The organism is Aliishimia ponticola (assembly GCF_004803475.1).
GTDB classification, from domain to species: Bacteria; Pseudomonadota; Alphaproteobacteria; order Rhodobacterales; family Rhodobacteraceae; genus Aliishimia; species Aliishimia ponticola.
Map to the genome: position 1 here is coordinate 479,546 of NZ_SRKY01000001.1, position 15,742 is coordinate 495,287.

Genomic DNA, 15,742 nt, shown 5'->3' on the forward strand with positions numbered 1-15,742 from the left:
TTACCTTGCAGGCGCGGGATGTCCAGAAGCGGTTTGCACGCCGCAACGTCCGGTCGCACAATAGGCGCAACATGGCTCGCGATATCTACCTTCATGCAGGCGCGCATCGCACTGGAACGTCGTCTTTTCAGATGGCGTTGCACGTTAATCGGGCAGTGCTGAAGGACGCCGGCTATGCGCTGGCCTATCCGGGCCGCGACGGCATACCCAGCGGGCGGCTATCGCTGAAACTGCCCGCGCCGCGCCACGGGCCAAAACAGGCCGAACGCTTTGCAAACAGGCTGGCGGAACAGTTTGCAAATTCGGATAAGCCCTTGATCATGAGCGAAGAAAACATCCCCGGACGGATGTTCCACTTTTACGCCGGGCGCTTCTATCCAGCGGCAGAGGCACGTTTGCAAACACTGCGTGCGGGCTTTGCAAATGCCACCTTCAAGCGCGTCGTGTATGTGATCCGGCCCTATGATGCGCTGTATGTGTCCGCCTTTCGCAAACGGGCCGAGGATAACCCCGTGCGCCCCTTTTCCGAAATCCGTCCGAAGCTGCTTGAGATGGATCGCGGCTGGCCGGAAATCGCCGCCCTGATGCGCGACATCTTGCAACCCGAAGAACTGGTCATCCTGTCCTACGCGCGGCGCGGCAGCAGCCGCGATCTGCTGTCCCGTCTATTGCCAGAGACCTTCCTTACCTTGGACGAGCCGGAGCAGATCAAGAACCTGTCAGCGACCGATCGTGCCCTTGAAGCGGTGCAGGCGCGCTATGCGGCGGGCGAGGCTCTGACCCGTGCGCAGTGGAAAGCGATCATCGCGGAATATGCCGAAGAGACAGAGCCGCGCGGCTTTGCAACCTTTGAGCCAAAGCAGCGCGCGCAATTGCAGGCGCGTTATGCCGACGATTTGACGCGCATCGGCGACATGCCGGGGGTGACGCTCATTTCTTGAGCTTTTCTTCGGCCTTCACCGCATCCCAAAGCGCGTCCATTTCCTCCAGGTCGCTATCCTCGGGGCGTTTGCCCATCGCTGCCAGCCGCGCCTCGATCCCCTCGAAGCGGCGGGTGAATTTCGCATTCGCGCCGCGCAGGGCAGCCTCTGGATCGATGCCCATATGGCGCGCCAGATTGGCCATCACGAACAGCAAGTCGCCGAATTCCTCGACCTGTTCGGCCTCTGTCAGCTGGTCACGCGCCTCTACCAGTTCGGCGGCTTCCTCGGTCAGCTTGTCGATCACGTTATCCGTGCTTGGCCAGTCGAACCCAACCCGCGCCGCCCGTTTTTGCAGCTTTTCGGCACGCAAAAGCGCGGGCAGACCGACCGCGACCCCGTCCAGCGTGCCTTTTTGCGCCTTTTGTGCCCGTTCGCGCGCCTTGACGGTCTCCCAGTCGCGGGTTTGCTGCTCTGCGCTTTTGTCCCGGCTTTCATCGCCAAACACATGCGGATGCCGGTCGATCATCTTTTGGGCAATGCCTTCGGCCACATCATGGAAATCATACAGACCCATCTCTGCCGAGATCGCCGTGTGATAGACCGTTTGCAGCAGCAGATCCCCCAATTCTCCTTTCAGATCGTCCCAATCGCGCCGTTCGATCGCATCCGCGACCTCATAGGCTTCCTCGATCGTGTAGGGGGCGATGGTGTCGAATGTCTGCTCGATATCCCACGGGCAGCCGTCGTTCGGGTCGCGAAGGCGGCGCATCACCTCCAGCAAACGCTCCATTCCGGGGGCTTTGTCGTGGATCGGGTCTTGAGGCATTGCAGGCGGCTCCGCTTCGGTGTCAGATGGAACTCAAACCCGGAGCCGCGACAGGAGTCCACCCCATGCCCGTGATTAACCGCATCGCCGGACTTGCCGACGAAATGACCCAGTGGCGTCAGTATCTGCACACCATCCCAGAGCTTGAGATGGAATGTTACAAGACGGCGGCGTTCATCGCTGAACGGCTGCGCGAATTCGGCGTGGACGAGGTGCATGAAGGCATTGGCGTGACAGGGATTGTTGCGATCATCAACGGGCAGGGTGACGGGCCGACGATCGGCCTGCGCGCCGATATGGACGCCTTGCCGATCGAAGAGGCGACCGGGCTGGACTATGCCTCTACCCATCCGGGGAACATGCACGCCTGTGGGCATGACGGGCACACGACCATGCTTCTGGGCGCGGCGAAATACCTGACGGAGACGCGCAACTTCTCGGGCCGTGTGGCGCTGATCTTTCAGCCGGGCGAAGAGGGGCCGGGCGGGGCCAAGATCATGGTCGAAGAAGGCTTTCTTGACCGGTTCGATATTGGCGAGGTCTATGGCATCCATAACGTGCCGGATCTGCCGGAGGGAGAGTTCCACACCCGCGCCGGGCCGATCATGGCCGCGGTCGATACGTTCCACATCTATATCGACGGGGTGGGCGGGCATGGTGCCATGCCGGAAGAAACCCGCGATCCGGTCATCGCGGCATGTGGGATCGGGCAGGCGATCCAGACAATCATCAGCCGCAATGTGCCCTCGCTTCAACAGGCGGTTGTGTCGCTGACGCAGATTCACACCGGCACCGCCAATAACGTGATCCCGGCCGAGGCCTATCTGAACGGCACCATCCGTACCTTCGACAAGACCGTGCAGGAAATGGTGCACCGGCGGCTGGACGAAATCGCGCAAAGCGTTGCGACGGGATATGGCGTGACGGCCCGGCTAGAGATCGAAGTCGGCTATCCGTCGACCGTCAACGCGGCGGATCAGACAGCATTCGCGGCGGACGTGGCGCGGGAATTGGTCGGGGCAGAGAATGTCGATGCCAATACACAGCCGGTCGCCGGGGCCGAGGATTTCGCCTTCATGCTGGAACAGCGACCCGGCGCCTATCTGTTCATGGGGCAGGGGCCAAGCGCGGGCCTGCACCATCCTGCCTATAACTTCAACGACGCGGTGGCGCCCTATGGGGCAAGCTTTTTCGCGCGTCTGGTAGAAACCGCACAACCGGCCAAGGCGGCGAAGTAACAAATGAGCTTGGAAGACGCGAAAAGTCAGGTGGATCAGGCGTTTACACGCGACGATCCGCGTGGACCATCCTTTGAAAACACCTTTGGCGGCGCCACAAGCTTTCTGCGCCGCCGCTATACCAAGGATCTGCGCGGTGTCGATATCGCGGTGACGGGGGTGCCGTTCGATCAGGCGGTGACCAACCGGCCCGGCGCGCGTTTCGGTCCACGCGCGATCCGCGAGGCCTCGGCCCTGCAAGCGCCCGATCAGCCCTATGGCTGGCCCTTCGATGTGATGAGCGACTGCACCATCGTCGATTACGGCGATGTGGCGTTCGATTATGCCAATGTGCCGGAATTCCCGTCGATTTTGCAAACCCATGTGGCGGGCATTTTGCAAAACAGCGCGGCAAGCGTCGTTCTGGGCGGGGATCACTTCATCACGCTGCCGATCCTGCGCGCCTATGCCAAGGTTTTCGGGCCGATGTCGCTGATCCAGATCGACGCCCACACCGACACCTGGGTCGATGACAACCCCGATCGGATCGATCACGGCACCTTTGCCTATAAGGCGATCAAGGAAGGTTTGGTCGATCCCGCGCGGTCGGTTCAGATCGGTATCCGCACCCATAACCCCGATACGTTGGGGGTCACGATCATCGACGCGCCCGAACTGCATCGGAACGGGCCGGAAGCCGCTGCCCAGCGGGTCCATGAGGTCGTCGGCGATCACCCCTGCTATGTCACCTTCGATATCGACGGGCTTGATCCGGCCTATGCGCCCGGCACCGGAACGCCGGTTTGGGGCGGGCTGTCTTCGGCGCAGGCGGCAGAATTGTTGCGCCGATTGGCCGGGATCAACATTCGCGGCGGCGACGTGGTCGAGGTCTCCCCACCTTTCGACACCACCGGCGCGACCGCAATTGCGGGCGCACATATCGCAACAGAGCTGTGCTGCCTCATTGGCTGGAGACAACGGAAGACACGATGACCAATCAACCTATCAGCGGCAATGACCTCGCACGGTTTTCGGGGCCCAACACGTTCATGCGCTTGCCGCAGGTCAATAATCTGACGGGGCTGGATGTGGCCGTGGTCGGCATCCCGATGGATATCGGAACATCCTGGCGGTCAGGCACACGGCTTGGGCCCAAGCAAGTGCGCTCTGAATCGGCGATGATCCGGCCCTACAATCTGCAAACCGGTGCCGCCCCGTTCGATAGTCTTAACGTCGGTGATATTGGTGACCTTGCCATTAACACATTTAACCTGCGCGACAGTCTTTCAATCATTCAAGAGAGTTACGCGGCGATCCTCACCCATGACGTGACGCCGGTCGGCATTGGCGGCGACCATTCGCTGACCTTGCCGATCCTGCGGGCCATAGCCGGTAAATACGGACCCGTAGCGTTGGTGCATGTCGATGCCCATGCGGATGTGAACGATGACATGTTCGGCGAGCGTGAGACTCACGGCACGGTGTTTCGTCGCGCCTATGAGGAAAACCTCATCGTCCCGAACAAGACCTATCAGATCGGGCTACGCGGCACCGGCTATACCGCCGAGGATTTCTCCGAGGCGGCCGGATGGGGGTTCCAGCAATTCATCGCGCCGGAACTTTGGCACCGCTCGCTCACCACGCTGGGCAGCGAAATTCGCCGCGATATCGGCACCGAAATGCCGGTCTATATCTCTTACGACATCGACAGCCTTGACCCGGCCTTTGCGCCCGGCACCGGCACGCCGGAAATCGGCGGGTTGACCACGCCGCAAGCGATGGAACTGATCCGAGCGCTGCGCGGACTGAACGTGGTTGGCTGCGATATGGTCGAGGTCTCTCCGCCCTATGATCCCAGTGGCAACACGGCGCTGACGGCGGCAAATCTTCTGTTTGAACTGCTCTGCATCCTGCCGGGCGTCACTTATCGGTGAGCGCGCGGGCGTCTCCTTTGCGAAAGGTTGAATACATGCTGTTTTGGGTAATCCTGCTTTTGGTCGTCGGGCTTTTGGCCTTCATCCGCCTTGCGCCGTCCGACCCTGCACGCTGGCACCAACCGGTCACCGCGCAGGCGGATAAGGACATGGCCTCTGGCGCGATCCGCGTCCTGCCCGGAGACGCGGCAACGCTGGCACGGCTCAAGGAGATCGCCCTGCAAACGCCGCGGACAGAGGTTCTGGCCGGGTCGGTCGAGGAGGGGCGGATCACCTTCGTCACACGGTCGAAAGTGATGGGCTTTCCCGATTACACTACGGCTGATTTACAGGACGAGCAGCTTCGGCTTTTTGCGCGGTTGCGCTTTGGCAAGTCAGATCTTGGGGTCAATGCCAAACGACTGGAGGGGTGGCTGGCGCAGCTGTGAGCTGAGACAGCCCTTCGACACCTCGCGCCACATCGGCACGTTAAGCGACATCTGGCATTGTGCCATGAACATGCGCCCATCCACCTGCAGGCAGATCGTTTCGCCCAGTTCGATACGGCTGCCACTGCTATCGGTGCAATAGCAATCGACCGTCTTGCCACTGGGGCTTGTGACATCGGCGATCGCAGGGGCCAGCGCGGGCAGGGCGGCCAGCAAGGACAGCAATGACAAGGCAAATTGGCGCATCATGCGACCATGCTAAGTCAGAACAGCGCCTTGACCAAGCCCCTGCTTTCGCGCAAGAGCTAGGCATGATTACGCGCGACAAATTGGACCAAATTCGCCAACGCTTTCAGTTTCTTGAGGCGCAGATGGCCGAGGCCGCAGGCGCGGATGTGGCCAAGCTAGCCAAGGAATATGCCGACCTTCGCCCTGTGGTTGAGCAGATTGATGCCTATGACGCGCTGCGCTCGGATCTGGCCGAAGCCGAGGCGATGCTGGACGATCCCGAAATGAAAGCGCTTGCGGAAGAAGAGTTGCCCGCCTTACGTGCCGCCTTGCCCGAGGCCGAAGCCGCGCTGCAACTGACGCTGCTGCCCAAGGACGAAGCGGACACGCGCTCTGCCATGCTGGAAATCCGGCCCGGCACCGGTGGGGACGAGGCCGCACTTTTTGCCGGGGACCTTCTGCGCATGTATACCCGTCTTGCCGAAGCGCATGGGTGGAAAGTGGATATCATCGAGGAACAGGCGACCGAACTGGGCGGCATCAAGGAGGTCGTGGCCAGTATCACGGGCGACAACGTCTTTGGGCGGCTCAAATTCGAATCCGGCGTACACCGGGTGCAGCGTGTGCCGGAAACCGAAAGCGGCGGGCGGATTCACACCTCTGCCGCGACGGTGGCGGTCCTGCCCGAAGCCGAGGATGTGGATATCCAGATCGACGCCAATGATCTGCGCATCGACACGATGCGGTCCTCTGGTGCGGGCGGCCAGCATGTGAACACGACCGACAGTGCGGTGCGGATCACGCACCTGCCGACCGGGATCGTTGTCACCAGCTCCGAGAAATCGCAGCACCGCAACCGCGAAAAGGCGATGCAGGTGCTCAAGGCCCGTCTGTATGACATGGAACGCCAGCGTGCTCATGACGAACGGGCGGCGGACCGAGCGTCCCAGGTCGGCTCGGGCGACCGGTCGGAGCGGATTCGCACCTATAACTTCCCGCAAGGGCGTATCACCGATCATCGGATCGGCCTCACGCTTTATAAGCTGGATGCGGTGATGCAGGGCGATCTGGACGAGATCATCGATGCGCTGATCGCCGAAGATCAGGCCCGCAAACTGGCGGAAATGGACGCATGACCGCGGGCGAAGCACTGGCCGCGGCGGCGGCGCGCCTGCGGGCGGCGGGGGTGGACAGCCCTGCGCGCGATGCCCGGATATTGCTGGCCCATGCGGCCTCTGTCGACGCGGCCCGCATCACGCTGATCGCCCCCGAAGACCTGAGCCCCGATATCGAAGAGCGCTTTGTGAACCTCGTGTCGCTGCGCGCCGTGCGGGTGCCGGTGTCGCATCTGATCGGAGAGCGTGAATTCTATGGCCGCCGCTTCAAGGTGTCGCGCGATGTGCTCGATCCACGTCCGGAAACCGAAACGCTGATCGAAACCGCACTGGCCGCGCCGTTCGGATCGGTTCTGGACCTTGGCACCGGGTCGGGCTGCATCCTTGTCACGCTTCTCGCAGAGCGCCCGCAAGCAGTGGGTACCGGCGTCGATATAAGCGAGGCCGCCTGCCTTCAGGCCAGTGCCAACGCGGTGCTGCACGGGGTCGAGGCGCGCGCCGATCTGCGCAAGTCGGATTGGTTTGACGGGGTCGAAGGGCGCTTTGATCTTATCGTCTCGAACCCGCCATATCTGAGCGCGGACGAGATGCAGAACGTCCAACCCGAGTTGCAGCAGCACGAACCGCGTATTGCCCTCACGGACGAGGCGGACGGGCTGAGCGTCTATCGCATCATCGCCCGCGATGCGGCGCGGTTCCTAAGCCCCGGCGGCCGCGTGATGGTGGAAATCGGCTGGACGCAGGCGCAGGACGTCTGCGCAATCTTTGACGCGGCAGGTTGGCAGACCATTCGCGTTTTGCAGGATTTGGGCGGCAAAGATCGTGTCATTCAGGCCCAGATGGCGGAAATCGGTAATTAATTGCCGCAAATTGCAGGTATTGCGCAATTTTGGCTTGCCCATCCATAGGCAGCATGTTTATCACCAAATAGTGACGCCCTCGGCAACGATGGCAGCGTCCTAGTCAAGCTCAAAGTCTGGCCAATTAACATGGGTGCAGCGCGCGCCCCGGAGCCAGACAAATGACCAATCAAGGCAAGTCGTAGTTAATGAAGTCTTCCAGATCCCGGTCCCGGAACAAGAACCGTAACAACCGTCCTTCGGGCGGAAACGTGATCAATCGCGTTTTCGACAGCAGTGGCCCCGAAGGTAAGGTGCGCGGTACGCCGCAGCAGATCATCGACAAGTACAACCAACTGGCCCGTGATGCGCAATTGTCCAATGACCGCGTCGCGACCGAGAATTTCCAGCAGCACGCGGAACATTACCTGCGCCTTCTGAGCGAAGCGCAGCGTGAGGTCGATGCGCGCCGCGAGGAACAGGAACGCCAGAACCGCGAACGTCAGGCGGAACGCGACCGTGAACGGGCGGAACGTCAGGAACGCGAGTCCAATCAGGCGCAACAATCCGACGACACGCCGCCCGCAGGCGCTGGCGATCAGCCCGATGTGGCCGTCGTTGACGATCAGGTTGCCGATGCAGGCGCGGATAGCGGTCTGGTGGAAACACCGGAAAACAGCCCCAAGCCCAAGCGTCGCAGCCCGCGTAAACCGCGTGCGCCCAAGAAAGACGCCTCGGCAGAGCAATCGGGCGATACGCCGGCGACACCGTCGAACGACGCACCCGAAGCTGCGGAATAATTACTCTGCTTCCAGCGCCCGTGCGAGGGCGCAAAACCCTTCCAGAGACACCGTCTCGGCCCGATCGGTCGGGGCGATTCCCACGGCGTTGAGATGATCTTCGATCTGCGGAGACATCGATTTCAACGATGAGCGCAGCATCTTGCGGCGCTGGTTGAACGCTCTGGCCACAAGCCGTTCCAGAATGTCGGCCCGCGCGGGAAAGCGCGGTTCGGGCAGGGCGGTCAGATGCACCACAGCCGATGACACTTTGGGCGGCGGGGTGAAGGCCTCGGGCGGCAGGCTCAGGGCAAGCCGCGCATCGGTGCGCCATTGGGCCAGCAGGGCCAGACGCCCATAGGCCTTGGAGCCGGGCTGCGCCACGATCCGTTCCGCCACCTCGCGCTGGAACATCAGCGTCAGGGTTTCCCAGACCGGCGGCCATTGCGGCGGGGTCAGCCAGCGAACCAGCAATTCGGTGCCGACATTATAGGGCAGGTTGGCGACGATGCGGATTGGCGGCGTCAGATGCGCCAACGGGTCGATTTGCAGCGCGTCGCCTTCGACCACCTCCAGCCGGCCGGGATAGCGGGCTGAAATCTCTGCCAGTGCGGGCAGGCAGCGCGGGTCTTTTTCAACGGCCAGCACCTTGCGCGCGCCTTCCGCCAAAAGCCCGCGCGTCAGCCCGCCGGGGCCTGGGCCGATCTCCAGCACGTCAGCGCCGGTCAGATCCCCGGCCGTGCGCGCGATCCGCGCCGTCAGGTTCAGGTCCAGCAGGAAGTTCTGGCCAAGCGCCTTGCGCGCGCTCAGCCCGTGCGTCGCAATCACTTCGCGCAGCGGCGGCAGGTCGTCGATCTGGCTCATGCCGCCGCCATCTTGGCCGCCATGCGCAGCGCTTCGATCATGGAACTGGGATTGGCGATGCCCTTGCCCGCAATGTCGAACGCGGTGCCGTGATCGGGCGAGGTCCGCACGAAGGGCAGCCCCAGTGTGACATTCACCCCCCGGTCGAAATCCAGCGTCTTGATCGGGATCAGCGCCTGATCGTGATACATGCAAATCGCGGCGTCATAGGTTTCGCGGGCGGCGGCGTGAAACATCGTATCCGCCGATTTCGGTCCGCTCACATCCAGCCCGCTTTGCGCAATCTCGTCGATCATCGGGCCGATCCATTCCAGTTCTTCGCGCCCCATCGCCCCGCCTTCGCCTGCATGGGGGTTCAGCCCCGCAACCGCCAGCCGGGGCGCGGCGATGCCGAACCGTTCGCGCAGGCCGGTAGCGGTGGTTTCGATCACCCGGCGCAACCGCCCCGGTGTCAGGGCAGAAGGCACGTCGGACAGGGCAATGTGAATGGTCGCAGGCACCACCCGCAACTGGTCCGAGGCCAACATCATCACCACGTCCACATCGCCGCCCAGATGGGCGAGAAACTCTGTATGGCCGGGATAGGCAAAGCCCGCGCCGTCTTGCAGCACTTTCTTGTGGATAGGCGCCGTGCAAAGCGCCGAGGCGCTGCCGGACCGGACCAGATCGACTCCGATACGGATCGCATCGACCACCCCTTGCGCCAGCGACAAATCGGGCGTGCCGGGGGTCACGGGACCGGCAAAGCGATGCGGGAAGACGGGCAGGGCCGTGTCACAGACGCGCACTGCCTCTGCCGGATCGGCGATTTCCGCGATTGGCGTGCCGCCCGGCAAGTGGCGCGGATCACCGATCCACAGCATCGGGACGTCGCCTTTCAGCTCTGCCCAGGCCGCTGCTGCGATCTCTGGACCGATCCCCGCCGGCTCGCCGCAGGTCACGGCAACGGGTAGGGCGCTCATTTCTCGCGGATGCGAGCGTCTGCGCGCAGCTCTTCCAGAAGGCTGTCGGCAAACCCGGACAAGCGTTCCTGCCGCAGGGAATTGGCCACGGCCTCGCGGCTGACCTCCTCATTGGCGGCGGTTGTGCGCCCGCAAAGCATCAAGAAGACCAGCGATTGCCCATCGGCAGTGGTCAGTGCGGTGGAAACCTCGTTGTTGTCGAGCTTGGCCAGTTCCAACGCGATGTCCTGCGGAATGTCGCCCGGCGCTTGCGTGTCGCGCGCCAAGGCTTCTTCGGGGCGACCCTGCGCGATGCCGTAAAGATCGTCGCAAACATCGACCTTGGTGCGGATGCGCGCGGCCTCGGCCATGGCGGCTTCGCTCCGACCGCCGGGAATGTAATAGCGCGCATATTCGATGGCGGAATATTCCGGTGTGCTTGCGCCTGTTTCTTCGATCGCACGCAACTGGAACAGCGCGACGGCATTGGGGATCGGGATCGGCTGGGTCACCTCGCCGGGGGCCAGCCCCAGAACCCGTGCCCGTAGGATCGGCGGCAGGTTGGACAGGGGCGCCCAGTCCAGTCGCCCGCCGCGACCGCGTGACGGGGTGGCGGAGAATTGGCGCGCATAGGACGAGAATTCAGCCTCGGTCGTGACCTGCGCGATACGTTCGGCCCGTGCCATCACCGTATCAAGCTGCGGCGGCGGGGCGGGCATGATGATTTCCGACAGCAGAACGCGCACGCCGCTGCCGGTGGTGGAGGCGGCCATAGCGCGGTCGATCTCGGCCTCTGAAATTTGCACGCGGTTGCCGAAACGGGCCCGGATCAGATCGCGCCACGCCACGCCCACCGCCACGAAATCGCGGAAGGTTTCCTCGGCAATGCCGCGTTGGGCCAGCGCCTTGATCAAGTCATCGGCGCTCAAATTCGCGCGGCTGGCGAATTCTTCCATGCCCTCGCGGATACCTTCTTCGGAAAGCTCCAGACCGACCTGCCGCAGCAACTGCGCGCGCAACCGGTCATCGATCAGTTCCTGCCGCACCACCGCATCGGTAGCGTTGGTCGGCGACACGACGCGCAGGAACAGGCGGCGCTGCTGCAATTCCCAGGCGGTGATGACATCCTCGTTGACCTCGATCACCGGGGCAAAGGGGTTCTGCGCCGACACCGGCGCGCCGCCCAGGACAAAGAGCGATGCAATCAGGAGAAAAACACGGGTCATGAGCATGATCGGGTATAACTTTCTGTTCCGGTTTGGGCCGAGAAGCCCCTTAACGCGATGGTAAAGCCGAAATTGGTCGAGGGCTCAACCGTTGTCGACGAGGCAAAGCGCCGTTCGACGGTCAGATCGACGGACACGCATTCGTTGTCATAGCCGATTCCAAGCCCTGCTTCGGCGGTTCTGTCGTCGCGGGCATCATAGCGCCAGTTGCCCGACAAGCTCCAGTGGCGGCTGAACCGGTAATCGCCTTCGATATTGAATTCGGACACGGCCTCATCAATGTCGAGCGCCGGGTCATAGGCATACCAGAAATAGCTGCCCCCAAGGGTGAGCCGGTCATTTTCCCAGTCGCTGCGCAATTCGGCCTTGGAGAATTCGAAATCTTCGTCAAAGACCGCGCGCCCGGTAAAGGCCAGCCCGGCCTGCGACCGGATATGCGTCGCCACCAGCAAGTCGGATACAGTGCCCTGAAGCCCGGAGGAGATGTTGAAATCCTCGACGGAATCCTCGCGGTAGATCTGCCCGAAAGTGACATAGCTTTCCCAGCCGTCGGGGTCATAGCGTGCCCAGTTCAGGCCCAATGCGATCTGCCCGCCATGCTCGCGCCGGTCGGCCTCGGGGAAGCGAGAAAGCGACAGCAGATTCCCCTCGTCGAATTCCACGCGCATGCTTTCATCATTGGCCACATCGGCCTGATTGTTACCGACCCAGCCCACTTGCAGGATCGGTTCCAGAAACTGGGTCGATCCGTCCGCGCCTTGGCGCGTCATCGGATAGCGCAGCGCGACAGAGGCTTGCGGGAAGGCATCCGCCTCGCGCCCGGCATAAGTGTCGTCCTGCTGCGTGTCGAAAACGTCGAAGGCCAGCCCGATCGTGGCATCCGCCTGCAACCCGCTTGCGAAAGTATAGGTCTTGAGCCATTCGAGTTCGCCATTCAGCCGCGTCACATCGCGCCCCGCGCCATCGGTGGAATCGTCCGAGCGGCGGTAATGCGAATGCGCGGTGAAGCCCAGCCGCACCTCGCCGCCGATCCGGGTCGGAAACAGTCGCCGTTCATAGATGATCTCGCCCACGATTGTCGGCAGCGTGTTGTTGTTTTCCCCCGCGCGGAGCGAGTTGTAACCGATGACAGCAGTGCGGATATACTCATCGCGCCGGGTGCGGCTGATCGCGATCTCGCTGTCCAGCCGGTCCTCGTCCGAATAGAAATAGTCGGACAGATAGGAATCGTCGCTCACCGCTTCGATGTCGAAGGACAGGACGAAATCGCGGCCCAGATCGAACGCGCCGCCGCCAAACAGGTAATAGCGGCGCCCATCTTCCAGCGTGTCGTCGCTGATTGCGCCCTCGAACTCGATATCGCCGCGCACAAAGGCCTGACGGTAGCGGAACTCGATCGTGCGCGTTTCAGACGACAGATAGGGTGTCAGCGTCAGGTCGCGGTGATCCCCCAGCGCGATGAAATAGGGCACCTTGATACCGGTCGACAGCTGCGACGTGGTCTTGATCGACGGGATCAGAAAACCGGTGGCCCGATCCAGCGTCGGGTCCGGCAAACGCAGGCGCGGCAGATAGAAGATCGGCACGTCGCGCACCAGGAACTGCGCTTCATCGAAATAAAGCTGCTGTTCTTCCTGGTCGTGGATCACGCGCTTGGCCCGGATCTGCCAAAGTGGCGATTGACCGTCTTCGCAAATTTTACAGGCGGTTACGGCGGTTTTGTAAAGTTGGCTATAGCGCCCGTTGACGCGGTTGATCTGTACCGCCGCCAATTGCAACTGCTGGTCCAGCACCATCCGCGCCGAACGCAGCACCCCGTTGCGCAGATCGGTATCAAGTTCCGCCTCGGTCGCCTGGATCACCACGCCAGAGCCATCGCGCAGCGTCAGCGGGCCTTCGAACGTGACCGTATCCGTCTTTTGATCATAGGTGATCGCTTGCGCCGTCAGCCGCCGGTTGCCTTGGAAAATCTCGACATTGCCGCGGGCCTGCAACACGCGGTCGCGGGTCACTTCGACGGAATCGGCCACCAGTACGGCGGGTTTGTTGGCATCGGGGTCCGGCGCAGCCGTTTGCGCCCGAAGCGCACCCGGACCGGCGCAAATCATTGCGGCCAAAGCGAACAAGGCAGTCGCAAGCGTCTTCATCCGTCCTCCGCGTGCAGCAGCAGCCCGAGCGCCAGCAAATTCGCTGCGACGGGAACCGCCCAAGTGGCCAGTGGCACCGCCAATTGACCGTTTTCGCCAAGTATCACCGCGAAGCTGCGAATGAAATAGAGCGCGAAGCCCAGAAGCACCGCTGCCAGCACCGCAGGACCGGTCCCGCCAAAGCGCGTGTGGCGCATGGTAAAGGCCGCGCCGACCAGCACCATGGCCGCAAGAAACAAGGGCCGGGACAGTTGCGACTGGAACCAGACCTGATGGCGCCGGGCGGAAAAGCCCGCATGTTCCAACTGTGCGATAAAGCCCTGCATCTCCCAGATCGACACGCCAGAGGACGAGCCCAGAGATTCGCGAATCCGGTCCACGGTCAGCGAAGACGGCAGCTCAAGCCGCGCGTGCCGCAGCGCTTCGGCCTCGGCATTGGTGCCGCTTTGCAGGTTCCATTCCTTCGCCTGTGTCAGTACCCAGTGTCCGTCGGTAAGCTCTGCCGAGGCGGCTTCGATCCGGCGGTTGGGACCGACCTGCGGCGCATAGCTGAGGAAGGTCACATCATACAGCACCGACCCATCCGCGTTCGACCGCGCAGCGCGGATCACGGTTTGTCCATTGGTGTCGCCTTGGCGCAGCCACAGCCCTTCGCCCGATACCGAGAGCGCCGCATTGCCCCCCGTGCGATAGCCTTCCGACAGCGCGGCATACCGGTTTGAAAACGCGGCAATGATCGGCCCCAGCATGGTCACGGCCAACACACCGATGACCAGCGCGACAACCACCGGCGCAATCAGCGACCGAATGGCCGACCGTCCGGCAGCGCGGGTTACGACAAGTTCAGAGGTCCGCGCAAGGCCGATGAACAGCATGATCGTCGCCAAAAGCAGGATCAGCGGCAGGATTTGATCCACCAGCCCCGGCGAGCGCAGGAACAACAGGCCCAGGATTTGCGGAAAGCTGACATCGGGCGCGGTGCCGAAATCGCCCAGAAGCTCGAACAACTCGACCACGGCGCTAAGAGCATACAGCACGATCGTCAGTCCCAGAAAGCCCATGAAAAACCGCCGCGCGAAATACATATGCAGGATCATGCGGCGGACTCCTTGCGACGGCGAAGCGGTTTGGCAGCCTGATGGATCAGCACCAGCGCCAGCACCGCGCCCAATACGGGCGGCAGATAGACCACCGGCCAAAGCTGCGCATCATCGCGCACGGGATCGACCAGTGCAGAGCGGATCGAATCCAGCACCAGCAGCGCACCAAAGGCGAGGATGATTTCCCGCCACGCCCCGAACCGCGAGAACCCACCGCTCATCAACACGGCAAAGCCCGTGAGCGCCGTAATCATGGCAAAGAGCGGTTTGGAAAAGCGGCTATGGACCTCTTCCGCGATCACGCCCAGTGGCTGGCCGGTGCGTTGTGACACCCCGTCCCAGTCGCCTAGCAGATTATGGGTCAGCATCGCGCGCACCTTTTGGTTGCTGCTGCTGTCTTGCGTAATCAACCCCGTGATATCATAGGAAAAATCGCGGAACGTGGCGGTTGATAGCCGGTTGTCCTGCGTCGAGAGGCGCTGCGCCAAGCCATCCACCATGATCAGCGATGTCTTTTCCGACTGGCGCACCAGATAGGCGGTCGAGGCGGTATAGATGATCCGCTCGCCCGGATCACGGCGATCCGACAGGAACACATCCTTCAGAACGCCGTCTTCGCCGATCTCGCGGGTATAGAGCGTCACGCCGTCAATCGGATGCAGGAACGTGCCCTCTGTCAGCAGCCGCGCGGTGACGTCCTTGCTGACCTCGGTTTCGCGCTTTGTCAGCAGATCCAGCGCGGCAGGCACCAGCAGATGCGAAAGAACAGACACCATCAGCGCCACGATGACACCGAACACCGCGACGGGCCGGGCAAGTCGCCATGGGCTCCATCCGGTGGCCAGCATCACGGTCAGTTCCGACTCGGAGTTCATCTTGTTGGTGACATAAACGGCCGCCGCAAAAGAGGCGAGCGGCACCACCATCTGCACCAGTCCGGGCAGGCCAAGCGCGGTGAATTCAAGGAAGATCAGCACCGACTGGCCATCCGCGATCAACTGATCGAACAGATTGACCGCCCGGGTAATCCAGAACACGGCAACAAGAACAAGCGCAAAGAATCCGAAATACAACAGAAGCTGCGACAGCATGTATCTGTCGAATTTGGCCACGCTTGCTCCCCCGAGGCGCAGTTATTGGTTACGGGCCAGATTAGCCGATCCCGTCGGCGGGGA

16 protein-coding genes are annotated in these 15,742 nt (G+C 62.3%); 8 read left to right on the plus strand and 8 right to left on the minus strand.

Annotation, left to right across the window (positions count from 1 at the left end):
• The first annotated feature begins 71 nt into the window (after positions 1 to 71).
• Positions 72 to 941 (plus strand): SIR2 family protein, encoded by an 870-nt coding sequence (locus tag E4Z66_RS02345; protein ID WP_211097101.1) that lies wholly within the window; start codon positions 72 to 74, stop codon positions 939 to 941.
• Here the strand turns inward: E4Z66_RS02345 and mazG are convergent.
• A complete protein-coding gene (gene mazG / locus E4Z66_RS02350) occupies positions 931 to 1,749 on the minus strand; it encodes a nucleoside triphosphate pyrophosphohydrolase (RefSeq protein ID WP_136461324.1) in 819 nt (272 codons plus the stop codon). The genes E4Z66_RS02345 and mazG overlap by 11 nt on opposite strands.
• Before the next feature lie 65 nt (positions 1,750 to 1,814).
• On the opposite strand from mazG, the gene E4Z66_RS02355 reads away from it, so the two are divergent.
• The 4 genes from E4Z66_RS02355 to E4Z66_RS02370 are packed head-to-tail and all read left to right on the plus strand — an operon-like array spanning position 1,815 to position 5,328.
• Positions 1,815 to 2,987 (plus strand): M20 aminoacylase family protein, encoded by a 1,173-nt coding sequence (locus E4Z66_RS02355; RefSeq protein WP_136461325.1) that lies wholly within the window; start codon positions 1,815 to 1,817, stop codon positions 2,985 to 2,987.
• A gap of 3 nt (positions 2,988 to 2,990) precedes the next feature.
• A complete protein-coding gene (gene speB / locus E4Z66_RS02360) occupies positions 2,991 to 3,959 on the plus strand; it encodes an agmatinase (protein ID WP_136461326.1) in 969 nt (322 codons plus the stop codon).
• Positions 3,956 to 4,900: an agmatinase gene (gene speB / locus E4Z66_RS02365; protein ID WP_136461327.1), complete on the plus strand. Its 945-nt coding sequence runs from the start codon at positions 3,956 to 3,958 to the stop codon at positions 4,898 to 4,900. Before speB (E4Z66_RS02360) ends, speB (E4Z66_RS02365) begins: the two co-directional genes overlap by 4 nt.
• Before the next feature lie 35 nt (positions 4,901 to 4,935).
• Positions 4,936 to 5,328 (plus strand): DUF1499 domain-containing protein, encoded by a 393-nt coding sequence (locus E4Z66_RS02370; RefSeq protein ID WP_136461328.1) that lies wholly within the window; start codon positions 4,936 to 4,938, stop codon positions 5,326 to 5,328.
• On the opposite strand, the gene E4Z66_RS02375 is transcribed toward E4Z66_RS02370, so the two are convergent.
• The gene (locus tag E4Z66_RS02375; protein ID WP_136462109.1) at positions 5,275 to 5,574 is read right to left on the minus strand and encodes a hypothetical protein; all 300 of its coding nucleotides are present in this window, start codon (positions 5,572 to 5,574) and stop codon (positions 5,275 to 5,277) included. The two genes, E4Z66_RS02370 and E4Z66_RS02375, sit on opposite strands and share 54 nt — an antisense overlap.
• Positions 5,575 to 5,639: 65 nt before the next feature.
• Between E4Z66_RS02375 and prfA the strand changes: the two genes are divergently transcribed.
• From prfA to E4Z66_RS02390, 3 genes are all read left to right on the plus strand, one after another.
• Positions 5,640 to 6,692, plus strand: coding sequence for a peptide chain release factor 1 (prfA, locus tag E4Z66_RS02380; protein WP_136461329.1), 1,053 nt, complete (start codon positions 5,640 to 5,642; stop codon positions 6,690 to 6,692).
• Positions 6,689 to 7,531 (plus strand): peptide chain release factor N(5)-glutamine methyltransferase, encoded by an 843-nt coding sequence (gene prmC, locus E4Z66_RS02385; RefSeq protein ID WP_136461330.1) that lies wholly within the window; start codon positions 6,689 to 6,691, stop codon positions 7,529 to 7,531. Before prfA ends, prmC begins: the two co-directional genes overlap by 4 nt.
• Positions 7,532 to 7,719: 188 nt before the next feature.
• Positions 7,720 to 8,310: a DUF4167 domain-containing protein gene (locus tag E4Z66_RS02390; RefSeq protein WP_136461331.1), complete on the plus strand. Its 591-nt coding sequence runs from the start codon at positions 7,720 to 7,722 to the stop codon at positions 8,308 to 8,310.
• Here the strand turns inward: E4Z66_RS02390 and rsmA are convergent, their stop codons facing one another.
• From rsmA to lptF, 6 genes are read right to left on the minus strand one after another with little or no spacing between them, the layout of a single operon-like run.
• Entirely contained in the window at positions 8,311 to 9,153 is an 843-nt protein-coding gene (rsmA, locus tag E4Z66_RS02395; protein ID WP_136461332.1) for a 16S rRNA (adenine(1518)-N(6)/adenine(1519)-N(6))-dimethyltransferase RsmA, read from the minus strand.
• Positions 9,150 to 10,115, minus strand: coding sequence for a 4-hydroxythreonine-4-phosphate dehydrogenase PdxA (gene pdxA, locus E4Z66_RS02400; RefSeq protein WP_136461333.1), 966 nt, complete (start codon positions 10,113 to 10,115; stop codon positions 9,150 to 9,152). The genes rsmA and pdxA overlap by 4 nt, the downstream gene beginning before the upstream one ends.
• Positions 10,112 to 11,320 (minus strand): peptidylprolyl isomerase, encoded by a 1,209-nt coding sequence (locus E4Z66_RS02405; RefSeq protein ID WP_246035848.1) that lies wholly within the window; start codon positions 11,318 to 11,320, stop codon positions 10,112 to 10,114. Before E4Z66_RS02405 ends, pdxA begins: the two co-directional genes overlap by 4 nt.
• Positions 11,317 to 13,467 (minus strand): LPS-assembly protein LptD, encoded by a 2,151-nt coding sequence (locus E4Z66_RS02410; RefSeq protein ID WP_136461335.1) that lies wholly within the window; start codon positions 13,465 to 13,467, stop codon positions 11,317 to 11,319. The genes E4Z66_RS02405 and E4Z66_RS02410 overlap by 4 nt, the downstream gene beginning before the upstream one ends.
• Positions 13,464 to 14,564 (minus strand): LPS export ABC transporter permease LptG, encoded by a 1,101-nt coding sequence (gene lptG / locus E4Z66_RS02415; protein WP_136461336.1) that lies wholly within the window; start codon positions 14,562 to 14,564, stop codon positions 13,464 to 13,466. The genes E4Z66_RS02410 and lptG overlap by 4 nt, the downstream gene beginning before the upstream one ends.
• Positions 14,561 to 15,679, minus strand: coding sequence for an LPS export ABC transporter permease LptF (lptF, locus tag E4Z66_RS02420; RefSeq protein WP_136461337.1), 1,119 nt, complete (start codon positions 15,677 to 15,679; stop codon positions 14,561 to 14,563). The genes lptG and lptF overlap by 4 nt, the downstream gene beginning before the upstream one ends.
• Positions 15,680 to 15,742 lie beyond the last annotated feature (63 nt).